Genomic DNA, 18,621 nt, shown 5'->3' with positions numbered 1-18,621 from the left:
GTTTTTCGCTGATCCGAAAAACGGAGCTTTGGAAAACAAATAAACCACCTGCTATGCAGGTGAGTCAGCATTGCTTCGTAAGTGCTGAATAATCCACCGGTTTCTCAGTATTCAAAATTTATGAGAAGGAGTGGTATCTCTATAACTTTTCTAGTTTTGGCATATAGGACCATTTCACTTCAGTTCTTCTGGTACCTGTGTTGATCCCGCTCCAAATAAAAAACAAGAGTTGAATTTTTATGCTTAAAAGAAATTCAAGACGTACAGATAAAGAATGGCTGGATCTGATCCAGGAATGCCGGTTCAGTGGTCTTTCTGATAAATGCTGGTGCCAGAAACATCATATCCATACAAGCAACCTTTATTACCAGATACGAAGACTCCGACAAAAAGCCTGTAAGATACCTGTATATTACAGCCTATAAGTTAAATATGGAAAAAATCGGACTTACATCTCGCTTAGGGAAAGTAAATATTATGATGTTGAAAAGGGCGAATTTCTTTTCTGCTTCACCGAAAACATCAATAAAATCAAAAACAGACAGGAAGGGTTTCAGTCTGATCTGGAAGAAGAGTATCTTCATGAAATCTATCCTCTTTACAGTCCTGGTGAGGAAGATGATGAATATGAAGATGAGGATGGTGAAAAATGTTCTATTATGCGGAACAATGTCTAAGGATAGTGATGTGTGAACAGCAACTGGACAGACGGTGAAAGAGGATTTTCGCAGTTTCGAAGTCTTGTATGTGATGGATAAATATTGTATAGTATAGGTATTGGCATTTATAACGAGATAGAAGAAACGGCAGAAAATATAATATATGAGTGAGGAAGAATGAGAAGGATACAGATTATTGTAAATAATGGAGCTGGGACAGGACAGGCGCACAGGGTATGGAATGAGACGCAGTGTCTGCTTCGGGGATACAAAATAAAATATGAAGCCCATATGACCAGATATGAAGGGCATGCCGCGAAACTGGCTGAGCAGATTTCCCGGGTGAAGGGGGAAGAGCCTGTCTATCTGCTGGTGGTTGGGGGAGATGGCACGATCAACGAAGTCCTGAATGGTATTACTGACTTTGATAAGGTACGTCTTGGAGTGATCCCTACTGGTTCAGGGAATGATTTTGGGAGAAATCTGAAACTGCCGAAAACACCGAAGGAGAGCCTGAGGGAAATCTGTGCCTGTATCAGAAAGGACCAGAGAGGTGAAGCACTTTACAGGATAGATCTGGGGCAGGTAAGCTGGGAAGGCTGTGAGAAGCCGCGGATTTTTGGAATCAGTTCCGGCCTGGGACTGGATGCACTTGTGTGTAAAAAAGCACTTCATTCCAGACTGAAACAGGTTTTAAACCGTTTCCATCTGGGTAAGCTTACATATCTTGCATTGACGGTGCAGTCTCTTTTTACCATGGAGACAGCCAATGCAAAGGTGGTGACAGAACATGGAGGCTATATTCTTCCGAAGATGATCTTTGCGGCAGCTATGAATCTGCCGGCAGAAGGCGGAGGAGTTCCCATGGCACCCCATGCATCAGTGCAGGACGGTCTGCTCTCGCTTGGCAGTGCATCCGGAATCGCCAAATGGCAGACTTTTTTCCTGCTTCCGTTTCTGGTTGCTGCAAAGCAGGAGCATATTAATGGTTTTACTATCAGAAATGAAAAAGGATTTCGCCTGATTCTGGATAAGCCAATGGTGCTCCATGCAGACGGAGAGTACTGTGCAGATGTGACGAGAGTGGAATTTCGGTGTCTGGAGAAGAAACTGTGGCTGCTGCATGAGCAGAAAGGGGTTATAAGCAGTTAAATATAAATTATAAAATTATATAAGCACATGTTGAGTTTTATAAGACATTAGAGTAGAATATTATTGAAAGTGGATACTTTGAGTAAATATTGTTCTATACATAAATTTTCAAAAATTATAGGTGTATCTGCCCAGACATTACGAAATTGGGATGCCAATGGAAAACTTCATCCGCATCATACTACAGTAAGTGGCTATAGATATTATTCTGATGAGCAACTCAACCAGGTAATAAATGTAAAGCCTAAAAACCGCATTACAATTGGATATTGTCGTGTTTCCAGTCATAAACAAAAAGGTGATCTGGAACGACAGATTGATAATGTTAAAACATATCTTCTGGCAAAAGGACAGCCGTTTGAGATAATAAGTGATATCGGTTCCGGAATTAATTATAAGAAAAAAGGGCTCCAGGAATTGATCAGGCGAATATCTCAAAATCAGGTTGAAAAGGTTGTTGTTTTGTATAAAGATCGGTTACTGCGATTTGGTTTTGAGTTGATAGAATATATCGCTTCACTTTATAATTGTGAGATTGAGATTATTGATAATACTGAAAAGTCCGAACAGCAGGAACTTGTTGAAGATCTGTTTCAGATAATCACTGTATTCAGTTGCAAATTACAAGGAAAACGAGCAAACAAAGCTAAGAAACTTATCCGGGAATTGATACAGGAGGAAGCAGATGGTAAAAGCCATAAAAGTAATGTTGATACCAAATAACGTGCAGAAAACTAAGTTGTTTCAGTACGCCGGTGCTTCAAGATTTGCCTATAACTGGGCTTTGGCAAGGGAAATAGAAAACTATGAAAAAGGCGGAAAATTCATTTCAGATGCAGAACTCAGAAAAGAATTTACAAAGCTTAGACATTCTGATGAATATGCATGGTTACTGAGTATTTCAAATAATGTAACCAAACAGGCGATCAAAGATGCCTGTACTGCTTATAAGAATTTTTTCAAAGGTTTGCAGAAATTCCCAAGATTCAAGTCAAAAAAGAGATCAATGCCGAAGTTCTATCAGGACAACGTTAAGATACGATTCAGTAATACCCACGTTAAATTTGAAGGCTTTTCCTCCAGCAGGAAGGCAAATAAGCAAAAAATGAATTGGGTAAGACTTGCAGAACATGGAAGGATTCCGACAGATGCTAAATATATGAATCCGCGAATATCCTTTGACGGATTGAACTGGTGGATCAGTGTATGTGTAGAATTTCCTGACTGCAGGGAAACACTTAATGATGACGGAGTCGGCATAGACCTGGGAATCAAAGATCTGGCTGTCTGCTCTGATGGGACTAAGTATAAGAACATCAATAAGAGTCGGAAAGTAAAGAAATCAGAAAAACAGAAACGCAGATTACAGCGTAGTATCTCTCGTTCTTACGAGAAAAATAAGAAAGGGGAAAGTTACTGTAAAACAAATAATGTAATCAAAAAGGAAAAACTTTTATTAAAACGAAATCACAGATTAACAAACATCCGTAAAAATCATTTAAATCAGACCATATCGGAGATCGTAAATCGAAAACCAAGATTTATATGTATTGAAGATCTGAATGTCAGCGGAATGATGAAAAACAGACATTTATCCAAAGCAGTTCAGGCACAGGGATTTTTCTGGTTTAGAAAACAGCTTGAATATAGGTGCAGAGATAAAGGGATCCAGCTTATTGTGGCTGATCGGTTTTATCCATCATCAAAGCTTTGCAGCTGTTGTGGAAACATCAAAAAAGATCTGAAGTTATCTGACAGAGTTTATAGATGTGCGTGTGGGAATATGATTGACAGAGATTTCCAGGCATCTATAAATCTCAAGACTTATGGAGAAAAATTTGCAAGCTGACACTGAAACGTTAATGCAAATATGTACGGATACGTTAGTCCGGAATTTACGCCTATGGAGAGTACAGGAACTTGTGAGTAGATTGATATTTATATCATCAAAAGCATACTCGTTGAAGTAGGAATGGAACATAGAAGTTTATAACTTTTTATAAGTTTTCAGTAACGGATTAAAGTAAGACCTGAAACAATATAAAAAACAGAAAAACAGGAGTGTAAAGAAAAATGAGTTACGCAGATGATGTATTTATAAAAATGTGTCAGGATATCCTGGAAAACGGGACAAGTACGGAAGGAGAAAAGGTTCGTCCTGTATGGGAGGATGGAACTCCGGCATATACGATCAAGAAATTCGGAGTGGTAAACAGATATGATCTGAGAAAGGAATTTCCGGCTATGACACTCAGACGTACAGCGTTAAAGAGTGCCATGGATGAGATCCTCTGGATCTGGCAGAAGAAATCCAACAATATCCATGATCTTCACAGCCATATCTGGGACAGCTGGGCAGATGAGAGTGGTTCTATCGGTAAGGCATATGGGTATCAGCTTGGCGTGAAACATCAGTACAAAGAAGGAATGATGGATCAGGTAGACAGAGTGATCTATGATCTGAAAAATAATCCGTTCAGCCGAAGAATTATGACCAATATTTATGTGCATCAGGATCTCCATGAGATGAATCTGTATCCCTGTGCATATTCCATGACATTTAATGTGACACAGACACCGGGGAACGATAAGCTGACTCTGAATGCAATCCTCAATCAGCGTTCACAGGATATCCTTGCAGCGAATAACTGGAATGTATGTCAGTATGCACTTCTGCTTATGATGATGGCTCAGGTATGTGATATGGAAGCAGGGGAACTGCTTCATGTAGTGGCAGACTGCCATATCTATGACCGTCATATCCCGCTGATAAAGGAACTGATCCAGAGAAAACCATATCCTGCACCTGTTGTGAAACTGAATCCGGAAGTGAAGGATTTCTATCAGTTTACAACAGATGACCTGATCGTGGAGAATTATGAGACATGGCCGCAGATTAAGAATATTCCGATTGCCGTTTAACCAAACTGTGGAGCAATTATCTGGTTATGAGCAAGTAGCGAATGCGGATGATTTTATTCGCCTGACTTAAATTGACAATATAAAATCAAGAGAGGAAAATTCAAATGAATGTTATCGTAGCAGCAGATAAAAACTGGGGAATCGGCAAGAACAACCAGCTTCTGGTAAGTATTCCGGCAGATATGAAGATGTTTCGTGAGGAAACAAGTGGAAAAGTAGTAGTGATGGGAAGAAAAACTCTGGAAAGTTTTCCAAACGGACTTCCGCTTAAAAACAGGATCAATATTGTGATCACATCCAATAAAGAATATGAGGTAAAGGGTGCGATCATAGTACACAGTATTGAAGAAGCGCTGGAAGAGATAAAGAAATATCCGGCAGAAGATGTTTACTGTCTAGGTGGTGACAGCATTTATGCGCAGATGCTTCCGTACTGTGATGTAGCTCATGTGACAAAGATTGACTTTGCATATGAAGCAGACAGTCATTTCCCAAATCTGGACGAAGATGATGAATGGGAAATTACGGGAGAGAGCGATGAGCAGACATACTTTGATCTGGAGTATCAGTTTGTGAAGTATGAGAGAAAGAAATAGAAGGAACAAAGCAGAGCCGGAAAAATCAGTGATGTAAAAGAAAAAATATCCCTCAGAATGTGTTTAAACTGATTCTGAGGGATGTTTTTGTATAGTGAAAATCTACGTTACTATTCATTACGTTCTCAGCGGGATAGCAGTGTATGAACAGCAACAATTCTTCTGATGTTGAAAGACGTTAACTGTCTGGCAGTCAGATGTTATTTATTCAATAACTTTCAGCCATCCTTCCGGAGCCTGGATACGTCCCATCTGGATACCTGTTAATGTGTCATAGAGTTTCTGGATAACCGGACCCATTTTCTCCATTCCGCTTGGGAAACAGATTTCTTTACCATGGTCAACAATCTTTCCGACAGGAGAGATAACTGCAGCAGTACCGCAGAGACCACATTCAGCGAAATCTTTCACTTCATCGAAGTATATTTCTCTTTCCTCAGCTTCTAATCCCAGGTATTCCTTGGCAACATAGATTAAGGAACGACGTGTGATAGAAGGAAGGATACTGTTGGACTTCGGTGTGACAACTTTGCCGTCTTTTGTAACGAAGATGAAGTTAGCACCGCCTGTTTCTTCTACCTTGGTACGTGTAGCTGCATCAAGATACATGTTCTCATCGAATCCGTTCTTGTGAGCATCTACGATTGCATGTAAGCTCATTGCATAGTTAAGACCTGCTTTGATATGGCCTGTTCCATGAGGTGCAGCGCGGTCGAAATCACTGACGCGGATTGTAATCGGTTTAGCACCGCCTTTGAAGTATGGTCCTACAGGTGTAGTGAATACACGGAACATATACTCATCAGCAGGTTTTACACCGATAACCGGGTTAGTACCCATCATATATGGACGAACATATAAAGTTGCGCCTGAACCGTATGGCGGAACATATGCTGCGTTAGCTTTTACAGTCTGAACAATTGCATCAACAAAACGGTCTTCCGGGAATACAGGCATCTCAAGTCTCTTTGCTGAGTTTGCCATACGTTCTGCATTTAAGTCAGGACGGAAAGTAACGATATGTCCGTCTTCTGTAGTGTAAGCCTTCATTCCTTCGAAAACTGTCTGCGCATACTGGAAAACACCTGCACATTCGTTCAGTGTTACATTAGGATCTGTTGTCAGTTCTCCGGCATCCCATGCGCCGTCTTTGAATTTAGATACATAACGATAATCGGTCTGTACGTAACCGAAGCCTAAGCTGCTCCAGTCGATATTCTTTTTTTCCATAATGAATCTTTCCTCCGTTCACACATATTTACAGTATTTACAAGTGTGATTACTGTTTATCTCTTTACCATTGTAAAACTTTTGTCTGCTAAGTTCAATGGGAAATTTCCAATTTTAATGAAAAATTGAAAAATCGTTACTGTTCACATACAGTAACAAAAAATCCGCCAGTCTTGTTTTTTATAGAGGATTTCGCTATAATATGGAATAGAAAATGGAGGAAAATATGAGCGAGAATTTTGATGAATTAGGAGAACTTGGAGACAAAATAAAAAAGATCATAGACACAGCAGTTTCTACTAAAGATTACCGCCAGATGACCGAGGATATTAAGCAGACGGTGGGACAGACTGTTAACAGCGCAGTAAATTCTGCTGTAGATTCCGGAAGCGAGGCAATCAAAAATGGTCTGAATAATGTATTTGGAACCGGAAACAGTCAGTCCGGTGATTCCGGGGTATACCGCAATAAAACAAAAGAATTTGAAGAAAAGCGCAGGCGGGAACGTGAACAGGAGCAGGAACGTCAGAGAATTGAGAAGGAGAAAGCAAAAGAGAAGATGCTGACTCTTTATGAAAGGAACACCGGGGGAAGAATGAAAGGTATGATGATTGCTGTTTCAGGTGGAATCCTTGCCAGTGGAATGGGACTGGGAACTCTGGTCCTTAGCATCTTTGGAGCGGTGGGGCATATGAGTTCCCTTGTGACCGGTGGAACCTGTTTTATGGCAGTCGGAGCTTTGACAGGAGTGGGACTTCTCGCAGGCGGCATTAAAAAACTGGGTAAACTGGAACGTTTTCAGAAGTATATTGACACACTGGGAAATCACACATACTGTAATTTTGAACAATTATCTGCAGCAGTAAATAAGCCGGTGAAATTCGTTAAAAAAGATATTAAAAAGATGATTGATGACAGATGGTTCCGTCAGGGACATATTGATGAACAGGAAACCTGTCTGATCACCAGTAATGAGACTTATCTGCAATATACGCAGACGCAGAAGGCACTTGAGCAGAAGAAACAGGAAGAAGAAAAACATCAGGCTGAACAGGAGAGAAACAGAAAGAACACACCGCCTGAAGTGCAGGAAGTGCTGAATAAAGGAAATGAATTTTTGGATAAGATCCACAGGAGCAACGATGCGATTCCGGGAGAGGAGATTTCTGCAAAAATATCCAGAATGGAACTGATCGTGGAGAAGATTTTTGAACGGGCGCAGAAGCATCCGGAGATTATTCCGGATCTGAAGAAACTGATGAATTATTATCTGCCCATGACAGTAAAGTTGCTGGATGCATATGAAGAAATGGATCAGCAGCCTGTGCAGGGAGAGAATATCCAGGCATCCAAAAAGGAGATAGAGGATACGCTGGATACACTGAATCAGGCATTTGAAAAACTTCTGGATTCTGTCTTTCAGGATACTGCGTGGGATGTTTCAAGTGATATTTCAGTGCTTCATACGCTGCTTGCACAGGAAGGTCTGACAGATGATGATTTTGCAAAAATGAAAAAGAACTGAAAATAAGAAAAGGATAAAAAGGAGCGGCAGAGGACATGGGAAACGAATTTAAAGATTTTGAAATGGAAACACCATCATTAACACTGGAGCCGGATCTTGGAGAGTTTGCAAAGAAAGAAGAAGTGATCCCCAAAAATCAGCCACAGAAGGAAGAGGAAGCGCCTGTACTGACACCGGAAGAACAGAAAATAGTAAATGATTTTGCTGCAAAGATTGATATTGAGAATACTAACCAGATCCTTCAGTATGGTGCAGGAACCCAGAAAAAAATGGCGGACTTTTCTGATACAGCTCTTGAGAATGTAAAGACACAGGATCTGGGTGAAATTGGAGAACTGATCAGTAATGTTGTGGGAGAACTGAAAGATTTTGATGTACAGGAGGAGGGAAAATTCTTTGGATTTTTCAGAAAGCAGACTTCTAAGATTGAAAATCTGAAAAACAAATATGACAAAGCACAAGTCAATGTGGAGAAGATCACAGATTCTCTTCAGCAACATCAGGTGCGCCTTATGAAAGATTCTGCCATGCTGGACAAGATGTATGAACAGAACCTGAATTATTTTAAAGAACTTACCATGTATATCCTTGCCGGAAAAAAGAAACTGGAAGAAACCAGAAACGGAAAGCTTGCAGAAATGAAAAATAAGGCAGCTCTGAGCGGACTTCCCGAAGACGCACAGGCAGCCAGAGATCTGGATGAGAAATGCAGCAGATTTGAAAAGAAACTGCATGATCTGGAACTTACCCGTACGATTGCCATGCAGACCGCACCTCAGATCCGGCTGATCCAGAATAACGATACGGTAATGGTTGAGAAAATACAGACAACGATCGTAAACACAATTCCATTATGGAAGAGTCAGATGGTGCTTGCACTGGGAATTGCTCACTCTGCAGAAGCAGCACAGGCACAGAGACAGGTAACAGATATCACCAATGAACTTCTCAGAAAGAACGCAGAGACACTTCATATGGCAACGGTTGAGACAGCGAAAGAATCAGAGCGTGGAATAGTTGACATTGAAACTCTCCGGAAGACAAATGCAGATCTGATCCAGACTCTGGATGATGTGATGCGGATTCAGATGGAAGGCCGTCAGAAGAGACAGGCAGCAGAGATGGAAATGCACCGCATGGAAGAAGAACTGAGGAGAAAACTTCTGGAAATCAGATAACTGTTCAGCAGTACACATAAATTAATCAAACTGTAAAGCGGATTGTGAATATCCCTTTGATTCCAAATGAGAGAAGAGGAAAATTATGTACAGAGATCATACAAAAGTGATTCAGATCGGAGACAGAAAGATTGGCGGCGGCAACCCGATTTTGATTCAGTCCATGACAAATACAAAAACTGAAGATGTAGAACAGACAGTAGCTCAGATCCTGGCACTGGAGCAGGCTGGCTGTGATATTATCCGTTGTGCAGTACCGACTATGGAAGCTGCAAAAGCACTGAAGGAAATCAAAAAACAGATCCATATACCACTTGTGGCAGATATTCATTTTGATTATCGTCTTGCCATTGCAGCCATGGAAAACGGTGCAGATAAGATCCGGATCAATCCCGGAAATATCGGCAGTACAGAGCGAATCAAAGCAGTGGTTGATGTGGCAAAGGAGCGAGGAATACCCATTCGTGTTGGTGTAAACAGCGGTTCTCTTGAGAAAGAACTTGTGGAGAAATATCATGGAGTCACTGCAGAGGGGCTGGTGGAGAGTGCGCTGGATAAAGTTCATATCATCGAAGACCTGGGATATGACAATCTGGTGATCAGCATCAAATCTTCGGATGTCCTTATGTGTGCAAAGGCTCATGAACTGATCGCGGAGAAGACGAATTATCCACTTCATGTAGGAATCACAGAAGCCGGAACTCTTTATTCCGGAAACATTAAATCTGCTATCGGACTGGGGATCATCCTGAATCAGGGAATCGGTGATACCATTCGTGTCTCTCTTACAGGAGCACCTTTAGAAGAGATTAAATCCGCAAAACGTATCCTGAAAACTCTGGGGCTTCGCAAAGGTGGCATAGAAGTTGTGTCATGTCCAACCTGTGGACGCACACAGATCGATCTGATCGGTCTTGCAAATAAGGTAGAAACCATGGTGCAGGATATCCCGCTTGATATTAAAGTAGCAGTTATGGGCTGTGTGGTAAACGGACCCGGAGAAGCAAAAGAGGCAGATATCGGAATTGCAGGCGGAGTTGGTGTGGGACTTCTGATCAAACATGGTGAGATCATAAAGAAAGTTCCGGAAGATCAGCTTTTGGATACGTTGCGGGAAGAACTTCTGAACTGGAAGTAACATTTGGAACGAAGACTTCCTGTCAGATCAACGAGGAGATTTTATTTTGGAAAAAGACTTTTTTGACGTATTTCCCAGCTTAAAAGTGAAGAAAGAACTGGAAGAACTGCTGGACATGGTTTTTGTGACCAGAGTGTCCTGCAATCCTTCCAGAACTCATATATGGGTGTATATAAAAAGTGAACGCTGGATTCATAAGAAGCATATCTTTGAACTGGAAGAACAGATAGAGAGACAGATTTTTGCAGGACTGAATGTAACAGTTACAGTTATTGAGAAATTCCGCCTTTCCGGTCAGTACAATCCTCAGAACTTTCTGGAAACTTACAGATCCAGCATGGAACTGGAACTGCGCAGCTACAATATGCTGGAATACAATATGTTCAGACAGGCGCAGATTTCTTTTCCCGGAGAAAATGATCTTCATATGATCCTTCCTGATTCTGTAATAGCCAGAGAAAAGAGCGGGATCCTGATCGAATATCTGCAGAAGGTTTTCTGCGAAAGATGCGGAATGGACTTAAAGGTGGAACTTGAGTTCAGGGAGACGCAGGAAAGTAAGTACCGTAAGAATGCAGCAGTGCAGATCGCTCAGGAAGTGGAAAATGTAATCCGTCATGCGAAATTAAACAGTAAGAATGAAGAGCCGGCTCAGTCTGAAGAAGCAGGAACAGCAGAGAAGAAAGCAGAGAAAAAGACTGATAAGGGACAGCAGGAAAAGAAGGACAAAAAAGCTGCATTTGCAGACCGCAAAGACAACAGGAAGGGAGATTTCCGGGGTGGATTCAGAAGGGACAGCAATCCGGATGTTATCTATGGAAGAGATTTCGAAGGAGAGCCTGTTGCACTTGAGACGATTACCGGTGAGATGGGTGAGGTGATCGTCCGCGGACAGGTTATGGAGGTTGAAGCCAGAGAAATCCGTAATGAAAAAACAATTCTTATCTTCCCGATCACAGACTTTACGGACAGTATTGTTGTGAAGATGTTTTTGCGCAATGAACAGGTGCCGGAAGTGACAGAACATGTAAAGAAGGGGGCTTTTCTGAAGTTTCGCGGTGTGACAACAGTAGACCGTTTTGACAGTGAACTGACTATTGCATCCATAGCCGGGATTAAGAAAATTGCCAATTTTACAACTGCCAGAGTAGATACCAGCCCACAGAAAAGAGTAGAGCTTCACTGTCATACAAAGATGAGCGATATGGATGGGGTTACGGATGCCAAATCTCTGGTGAAACGTGCTTATGAGTGGGGACATCCTGCCATTGCCATTACAGACCATGGGGTTGTACAGGCGTTTCCGGAGGCAAATCACTGTTTCGATGCCTGGGGCGGATGTGTGCCGAAGGATTCTGATTTTAAGGTCCTTTATGGAATGGAAGGCTATCTGGTAGATGATTTAAAAGGTATGGTGACCAATGGAAAAGGTCAGAAGCTGAACGGTAGATTTGTGGTCTTTGATATTGAGACAACAGGTTTTTCTTCGCTGACCTGTCAGATCATAGAGATTGGCGCCGTACTGGTAGAAAATGGTGAGATTACGGACCGTTTTTCCACATTTGTAAATCCAAAGGTACCGATTCCTTTTCGCATTGAACAGCTGACCAGTATCAATGACAGTATGGTCATGGATGCCCCGACTATCGAAGAAGTGCTTCCGAAATTCCTTGAATTCAGCAAGGATGCGGTTATGGTTGCACACAATGCGGACTTTGATATGGGATTTATTATGAAAAACTGTGACAGACTGGGAATCGCACATGATTTTACTTATGTAGATACGGTCGGTATGGCCCGTTTCCTGCTTCCTGCATTGAACAGATTTAAGCTGGATACGGTAGCAAAAGCAGTTGGGGTTTCACTGGAAAATCATCACCGGGCAGTAGATGATGCCGCATGTACTGCAGAGATTTTTGTGAAGTTTGTAAAGATGCTGGAAGAGCGTGATATCCGGGATGTGGATATGCTGAATGAGCAGGGAGCTGTTTCTGTAAATACTATCAGGAAACTGCCGACCTACCATGTGATCATTTTTGCCAGAAATGAGACAGGGCGCATTAATCTGTATAAATTAGTGAGTCAGTCGCACCTGAAGTATTATCACAGACGTCCACGTGTTCCCAAAAGTGTGCTGGAGCAGTACAGAGACGGACTTCTGGTGGGAAGTGCCTGTGAAGCAGGGGAACTGTATCAGGCAATTCTGAGAAATGCACCGGATCCGGAGATAGCCAGACTGGTAAATTTCTATGATTATCTGGAGATCCAGCCTGTTGGAAATAACAGATTTATGATAGCAGATGATAAGCATGATATGATCAGTTCCGAAGAAGACCTGAAGGAGATAAACAGGAAGATCGTTAAGCTTGGAGAGCAGTTTAAGAAACCGGTAGTTGCAACCTGTGATGTGCATTTCATGGATCCACAGGATGAGATTTACAGAAGGATCATTATGGCCGGAAACGGATTCTCAGATGCAGATGAGCAGGCACCGTTGTATTTACGTACCACAGAGGAAATGCTGGAAGAATTTGCCTATCTGGGAAGCGAGAAAGCAGAAGAAGTTGTCATTACAAATACAAATAAGATCGCAGATATGATTGAGAAGATATCACCTATTCATCCGGACAAATTCCCGCCGGTCATTGAGAATTCCGACCAGGATCTGAAGAATATCTGTTTTACAAAAGCGCATGAAATGTATGGAGATCCATTGCCGGAGATTGTGGAAAGCAGGCTTGACAGGGAACTGAATTCAATCATTTCCAATGGGTATGCCGTAATGTATATCATTGCACAGAAGCTTGTATGGAAGTCAAATGAAGATGGTTATCTGGTAGGTTCGCGAGGTTCTGTAGGATCTTCTCTGGCAGCTACCATGTCCGGTATCACAGAGGTAAATCCTCTGCCGCCTCATTATCTCTGTCCTAATCCGGACTGCAAATACAGTGATTTTGATTCACCGGAAGTAAAGCAGTATGCAGGTATGGCGGGATGTGATATGCCGGATAAGATCTGTCCGAAATGTGGAACCAGGATGAAAAAGGAAGGGTTTGACATTCCTTTTGAGACATTCCTTGGATTCAAGGGAGATAAGGAACCGGATATTGACCTTAACTTTTCAGGAGAGTATCAGGCTAATGCACACAGATATACAGAGGTTATTTTTGGTAAGGGACAGACATTCAAGGCAGGGACTATCGGTACGCTTGCGGAGAAAACTGCATTTGGTTATGTGAAGAATTATTTTGAAGAGCGTGGTGTGCATAAACGTTACTGTGAGATCAACCGCATCGTACAGGGATGTACAGGCGTGCGGCGTACAACAGGACAGCATCCGGGAGGCATTATCGTACTTCCTGTAGGTGAGGAGATTGAGAAATTTACTCCTGTCCAGCACCCTGCGAATGATGTGAACAGTGACATTATCACCACACATTTTGATTACCATTCTATTGACGGAAACCTGCTGAAGCTTGATATACTTGGACACGATGATCCCACTATGATCCGAATGCTGGAGGATTTAACGGGAATCAGTGCTAGGGATGTCCCCCTGGATCAGAGGGATGTCATGTCATTGTTTGCAAGTACAAAGGCTTTGAAAATTGAACCGGAAGATATTGGCGGATGTAAGCTCGGATGTCTGGGAATCCCGGAATTTGGTACAGATTTCGCCATGCAGATGCTTATTGACACCAAGCCGAAATACTTCTCTGACCTGATCCGTATTGCAGGGCTTTCTCATGGTACGGATGTATGGCTGGGTAATGCCCAGGTGTTGATCCAGGAGGGTAAGGCAACCATTTCCACAGCTATCTGTACCCGAGACGATATTATGATCTACCTTATCGGAAAAGGAGTGGAAAGTGGCCTTGCGTTTACGATCATGGAGAGCGTCCGTAAGGGAAAAGGTCTTCGTGATGAGTGGATCGAGACCATGAAAGAGCATGGAGTTCCGGACTGGTATATCTGGTCCTGTAAGCTGATCAAGTATATGTTCCCGAAGGCTCATGCAGCAGCATACGTTATGATGGCGTACAGAATTGCGTGGTATAAGGTGTTTCAGCCACTGGCATACTATGCGGCATATTTCAGTATCCGCGCCACAGCGTTCTCCTATGAGATGATGTGTATGGGAAAGGAACGCCTGGAGTATTATATGGCAGAAATTCGCAAAAAAGGTGATTCAGCATCTAAAAAAGAACTGGATACCCTGAAGGATATGCGTATTGTACAGGAAATGTACGCACGTGGATTTGAATTTGTACCGATTGATCTTTATACTGCCAAGGCACAGAGATTTCAGATCGTGGATGGGAAACTGATGCCGTCACTTGCAACTATTGACGGACTGGGAGATAAGGCGGCAGATGCAGTGGTTGATGCTGCAAAACAGGGAAAATTCTTGTCAAAAGACGACTTCCGCGACAGAACAAAGGTCAGCAAAACGGTTATTGATCTGATGGATGATCTGAAATTATTCGGAGATATCCCGCAGTCGAACCAGATGTCATTATTTGACTTTACAGGATGAGCATAAATTCTGTGACCGCAAAGTGTGTTGCAGGGCATGGTGCAGACAGCAACATAAAATGCCCTGACATCATAATATATGATAACAGGAGATGGATATGAAGAAAGACGAACTTAGATATTTACAGAGACTTGCAGAAATTTATCCTACAATCGGAAAGGCATCTACGGAGATTATCAATCTTCAGTCAATCCTGAATCTGCCGAAGGGAACGGAACACTTTATGTCAGACCTTCATGGGGAGTATCAGGCGTTTTCACATGTGCTCAGAAATGGTTCCGGTGCAGTGAGGAAGAAGATTGATGATGTGTTTGGACATACATTAAGTAACAATGATAAGCGTTCTCTGGCAACTCTGATCTATTATCCGAAAGAGAAGATGGATCTTGTCAAAGATACGGAAGAAGATATGGAAAACTGGTATAAGATCACGCTCTACCGTCTTATTGAAATCTGTAAGACAACAGCCTCCAAATATACCAGGTCCAAAGTACGAAAAGCTCTTCCCACAGATTATGCCTATGTGATCGAAGAACTGATCACAGAGAAAGCGGAAGTTCTCGATAAAGAGGCATATTATGATTCCATTGTAAATACGATCATTGAGATCGGCAGTGCGGAGAATTTTATCATTGCGCTTGCAGAACTGATCCAGCGTCTGGTCGTGGATCATTTACATATTCTGGGGGATATTTATGACAGAGGTCCTGCTCCACATTTCATTATGGATCGCCTGATGCAGTATCACTCCCTGGATATTCAGTGGGGAAACCATGATGTTGTCTGGATGGGTGCGGCAGCAGGACAGAAAGCCTGTATTGCAACAGTGGTAAGAAACAGTATCCGTTACGGAAATCTGGATATTCTTGAGGATGGATACGGAATCAATATGCTTCCTCTGGCGACCTTTGTGATGGAGGCGTATAAGGATGATCCCTGCGAGATTTTTGCTATGAAAGGTGCTTTCAATTATAATGTTCTTGAGGAAGAACTGGGCAAAAAAATGCACAAGGCTATTGCTGTGATCCAGTTTAAATTAGAAGGTAAACTGGTGCGCAGACATAAAGAATTCCAGATGGAAGACAGAGCACTTCTTCATCGGATCAATCCGGAAAAAGGGACGATCACACTGCCTGACGGAAAAGAATATCCGCTTCGCGACAATAATTTTCCGACTATTGACTGGAAACATCCATACGAACTTACAGCCGGAGAAAAAGAAGTTATGGACAAACTGTCCTCTGCATTCAGAAACTGTGAAAAACTGCAAAACCACATCCGTCTCCTACTTGACAAAGGTGGGCTTTATACAGTATATAACGGAAATCTTCTGTTTCACGGAAGCATTCCTCTGAATGAAGACGGAACATTCCGGGAAGTACAGATTTATGGAAAAAGCTACAAGGGAAAAGAACTGTACGATGTACTGGAAACCTATGTGCGCAGAGCATTCTATTCTGTAGGAAAAGAAGAACAGAAGAAGGGCAGAGATATTATGTGGTATATCTGGGCAGCTCCGAATTCACCATTGTTTGGCAAGAGCAAGATGAGTACTTTTGAAAGATATTTCATAGAGGATCCTTCTACACATGAAGAGAAGAAGAATGCTTATTACCGCCTCTGGGAGAATGAAGAAGTGGTAGATAATATGCTTCGTGAATTTGGTCTGGATCCGGAAAAAGGGCATATCATCAATGGCCATGTTCCGGTACACCAGAGTGAAGGAGAAAGTCCTGTAAAATGTGATGGAAAGGTTATCGTGATTGACGGTGGTTTTTCCAAGCCATATCAGAAAGTAACGGGAATTGCCGGATATACGCTGATCTATAATTCCTATGGACTGAATCTTACTGCTCATGAACCTTTTACGTCCAAAGCAGATGCTGTGGCAAGAGAGACTGATATTGTATCGAACCGCGTGGCAGTCAGCTACATGTCCAGACGCCAGCTTGTGGGTGATACAGATACAGGTCATGCGCTGAAAGAGAGGATACAGGAATTGATCCAGCTGCTGGATGCATACAGAACAGGTATCATCAAGGAAAAGAAATAAGATTAAAACTCTTTACTTCTAAATTTTCATTCTATATAATGGGAGTGTTGTGTGATATAACTGTTTTTACAGCAATTTGGCAGGATAAGAACTGTTATAGTGAAGGAAAACGTTATGAAACGGGCTATAGTAATCTTTTTAAATGGATTATCGAAGAGGATTATGATAAAAGTTGCCTGAAGATGATGAACAAAAGGAGAATACGATAATGGGTGGAATTTTTGGAGTAGCATCAAAGTCCAGTTGCGTTCTGGACCTTTTCTTCGGAATTGATTATCATTCCCATCTGGGAACACGCAGAGGCGGAATGGCAGTGTATGATAAGAAACGTGGTTTTGACCGCGTGATTCATAACATTGAAAATGCGCCGTTCAGGACCAAATTTGATGGTGACATTGGTGAGATGGAGGGAAATCTGGGAATTGGATGTATTTCAGATAATGAACCTCAGCCTCTTCTGGTGCGCTCTCATCTTGGCAACTTTGCAATTACCACAGTTGGAAAGATCAATAACATGGATGAACTGATTGCCAACTGTTTTAAAAACGGATGCACTCATTTTCTGGAAATGAGTGGAGGAAGCGTAAATCCCACAGAAATGGTAGCTGCACTGATCAATCAGAAAGACAACATAATTGAGGGAATCCGTTATGCGCAGGAAGTGATAGAAGGTTCTATGACCATGCTTATCCTGACACCAAAGGGGATTCTGGCAGCACGTGACCGTCTTGGAAGAACTCCGCTGATCGTGGGAAAGAAAGAAGATGCCTGTTGTGTATCTTTTGAGAGCTTTGCATATCTGAATCTTGGATATGAAGACCTGAAAGAACTGGGACCCGGAGAAATTGTTGCAGTGACTCCGGACGGTGTGGAAACCCTGCAGAAACCAGGGGAAGAGATGCGAATCTGTTCTTTCCTCTGGGTATATTACGGATATCCTACTTCGGCATACGAGGGTGTGAATGTAGAAGAAATGCGTTATCATTGCGGTGATATGCTGGCCAGGAGAGACAGGGGAGAAGTAAATCCCGATATTGTAGCCGGTGTTCCGGATTCCGGTATTGCCCATGCGATTGGATATGCGAACCAGTCCGGTGTGCCTTTTGCCCGTCCGTTTATCAAATATACACCAACCTGGCCAAGATCATTTATGCCTACACAGCAGAGCCAGAGAAATCTTATCGCAAGAATGAAGCTGATTCCTGTACATCGTCTGATCAAGGATAAGAGTCTTCTGATGATTGATGATTCTATTGTACGTGGAACACAGTTAAGAGAAACGACGGAATTTCTTTACAGAAATGGTGCGAAAGAAGTACATATCCGTCCTGCGTGTCCGCCTTTACTTTATGGATGCAAATATCTGAATTTCTCACGTTCAAAATCAGAGATGGATCTGATCACAAGACGTGTGATCGCCAAACGCGAGGGAGAGAATGTCAGTGATAAAGTCCTGGCAGACTATGCAGATCCAAATTCAACAAATTATAAAGAAATGCTGGAAGAAATCCGTAAGGAGCTGAATTTCACATCACTGAAATTCCACAGACTTGATGATCTGAAAGCTTCCATTGGAATTTCACCATGTAAACTCTGTACCTATTGCTGGGATGGAAAAGAATAAGTAACGA

Annotated in this window: 13 protein-coding genes; 12 read left to right on the top strand and 1 reads right to left on the bottom strand. The window is 42.2% G+C overall.

Annotated features, from left to right (window positions below):
- Positions 1–239: 239 nt before the first annotated feature.
- From ACESZG_RS09215 to ACESZG_RS09190, 6 genes are all read left to right on the top strand, one after another.
- Positions 240–425: a hypothetical protein gene (locus tag ACESZG_RS09215; protein ID WP_147422222.1), complete on the top strand. Its 186-nt coding sequence runs from the start codon at positions 240–242 to the stop codon at positions 423–425.
- A gap of 411 nt (positions 426–836) precedes the next feature.
- Complete coding sequence (locus tag ACESZG_RS09210; RefSeq protein ID WP_195981550.1) at positions 837–1,811, top strand: diacylglycerol kinase family protein; 975 nt, start codon at positions 837–839, stop codon at positions 1,809–1,811.
- A 78-nt stretch (positions 1,812–1,889) separates the two neighbouring features.
- Positions 1,890–2,534: an IS607 family transposase gene (locus ACESZG_RS09205; RefSeq protein WP_119253404.1), complete on the top strand. Its 645-nt coding sequence runs from the start codon at positions 1,890–1,892 to the stop codon at positions 2,532–2,534.
- On the top strand, positions 2,497–3,660 hold the full coding sequence (locus tag ACESZG_RS09200; RefSeq protein ID WP_373218022.1) for an RNA-guided endonuclease InsQ/TnpB family protein: 1,164 nt from the start codon (positions 2,497–2,499) through the stop codon (positions 3,658–3,660). The genes ACESZG_RS09205 and ACESZG_RS09200 overlap by 38 nt, the downstream gene beginning before the upstream one ends.
- Before the next feature lie 224 nt (positions 3,661–3,884).
- Positions 3,885–4,733 carry a thymidylate synthase gene (thyA, locus tag ACESZG_RS09195; protein WP_022381165.1) on the top strand — a complete coding sequence of 283 codons (849 nt, stop codon included), beginning with the start codon at positions 3,885–3,887 and terminating at the stop codon, positions 4,731–4,733.
- Positions 4,734–4,837: 104 nt separating this feature from the next.
- Positions 4,838–5,329 carry a dihydrofolate reductase gene (locus tag ACESZG_RS09190; RefSeq protein ID WP_227311405.1) on the top strand — a complete coding sequence of 164 codons (492 nt, stop codon included), beginning with the start codon at positions 4,838–4,840 and terminating at the stop codon, positions 5,327–5,329.
- Between the two features lie 204 nt (positions 5,330–5,533).
- Here ACESZG_RS09190 and ACESZG_RS09185 read toward each other — a convergent pair whose 3' ends face one another.
- Entirely contained in the window at positions 5,534–6,559 is a 1,026-nt protein-coding gene (locus ACESZG_RS09185; RefSeq protein WP_008705724.1) for a branched-chain amino acid aminotransferase, read from the bottom strand.
- A gap of 226 nt (positions 6,560–6,785) precedes the next feature.
- On the opposite strand from ACESZG_RS09185, the gene ACESZG_RS09180 reads away from it, so the two are divergent.
- The 6 genes from ACESZG_RS09180 (at position 6,786) to ACESZG_RS09155 (ending at position 18,614) form a co-directional block, all read left to right on the top strand.
- Complete coding sequence (locus ACESZG_RS09180; RefSeq protein WP_025579634.1) at positions 6,786–8,084, top strand: 5-bromo-4-chloroindolyl phosphate hydrolysis family protein; 1,299 nt, start codon at positions 6,786–6,788, stop codon at positions 8,082–8,084.
- Positions 8,085–8,119: 35 nt separating this feature from the next.
- On the top strand, positions 8,120–9,262 hold the full coding sequence (locus ACESZG_RS09175) for a toxic anion resistance protein (protein WP_373218019.1): 1,143 nt from the start codon (positions 8,120–8,122) through the stop codon (positions 9,260–9,262).
- A gap of 85 nt (positions 9,263–9,347) precedes the next feature.
- Positions 9,348–10,400, top strand: coding sequence for a flavodoxin-dependent (E)-4-hydroxy-3-methylbut-2-enyl-diphosphate synthase (ispG, locus tag ACESZG_RS09170; protein ID WP_008705719.1), 1,053 nt, complete (start codon positions 9,348–9,350; stop codon positions 10,398–10,400).
- Between the two features lie 46 nt (positions 10,401–10,446).
- Positions 10,447–14,937 carry a PolC-type DNA polymerase III gene (locus ACESZG_RS09165; RefSeq protein ID WP_118566122.1) on the top strand — a complete coding sequence of 1,497 codons (4,491 nt, stop codon included), beginning with the start codon at positions 10,447–10,449 and terminating at the stop codon, positions 14,935–14,937.
- A 97-nt stretch (positions 14,938–15,034) separates the two neighbouring features.
- A complete protein-coding gene (locus ACESZG_RS09160) occupies positions 15,035–16,990 on the top strand; it encodes a fructose-1,6-bisphosphatase (protein ID WP_173698197.1) in 1,956 nt (651 codons plus the stop codon).
- A 208-nt stretch (positions 16,991–17,198) separates the two neighbouring features.
- Complete coding sequence (locus tag ACESZG_RS09155; protein ID WP_373218016.1) at positions 17,199–18,614, top strand: amidophosphoribosyltransferase; 1,416 nt, start codon at positions 17,199–17,201, stop codon at positions 18,612–18,614.
- Positions 18,615–18,621: the final 7 nt, after the last annotated feature.

The sequence above is a fragment of the Blautia sp. Marseille-P2398 genome (genome assembly GCF_964240315.1).
Classification (GTDB): domain Bacteria; phylum Bacillota; class Clostridia; order Lachnospirales; family Lachnospiraceae; genus Blautia_A; species Blautia_A wexlerae.
This window is presented reverse-complemented; position numbering and strand designations above follow the sequence as displayed.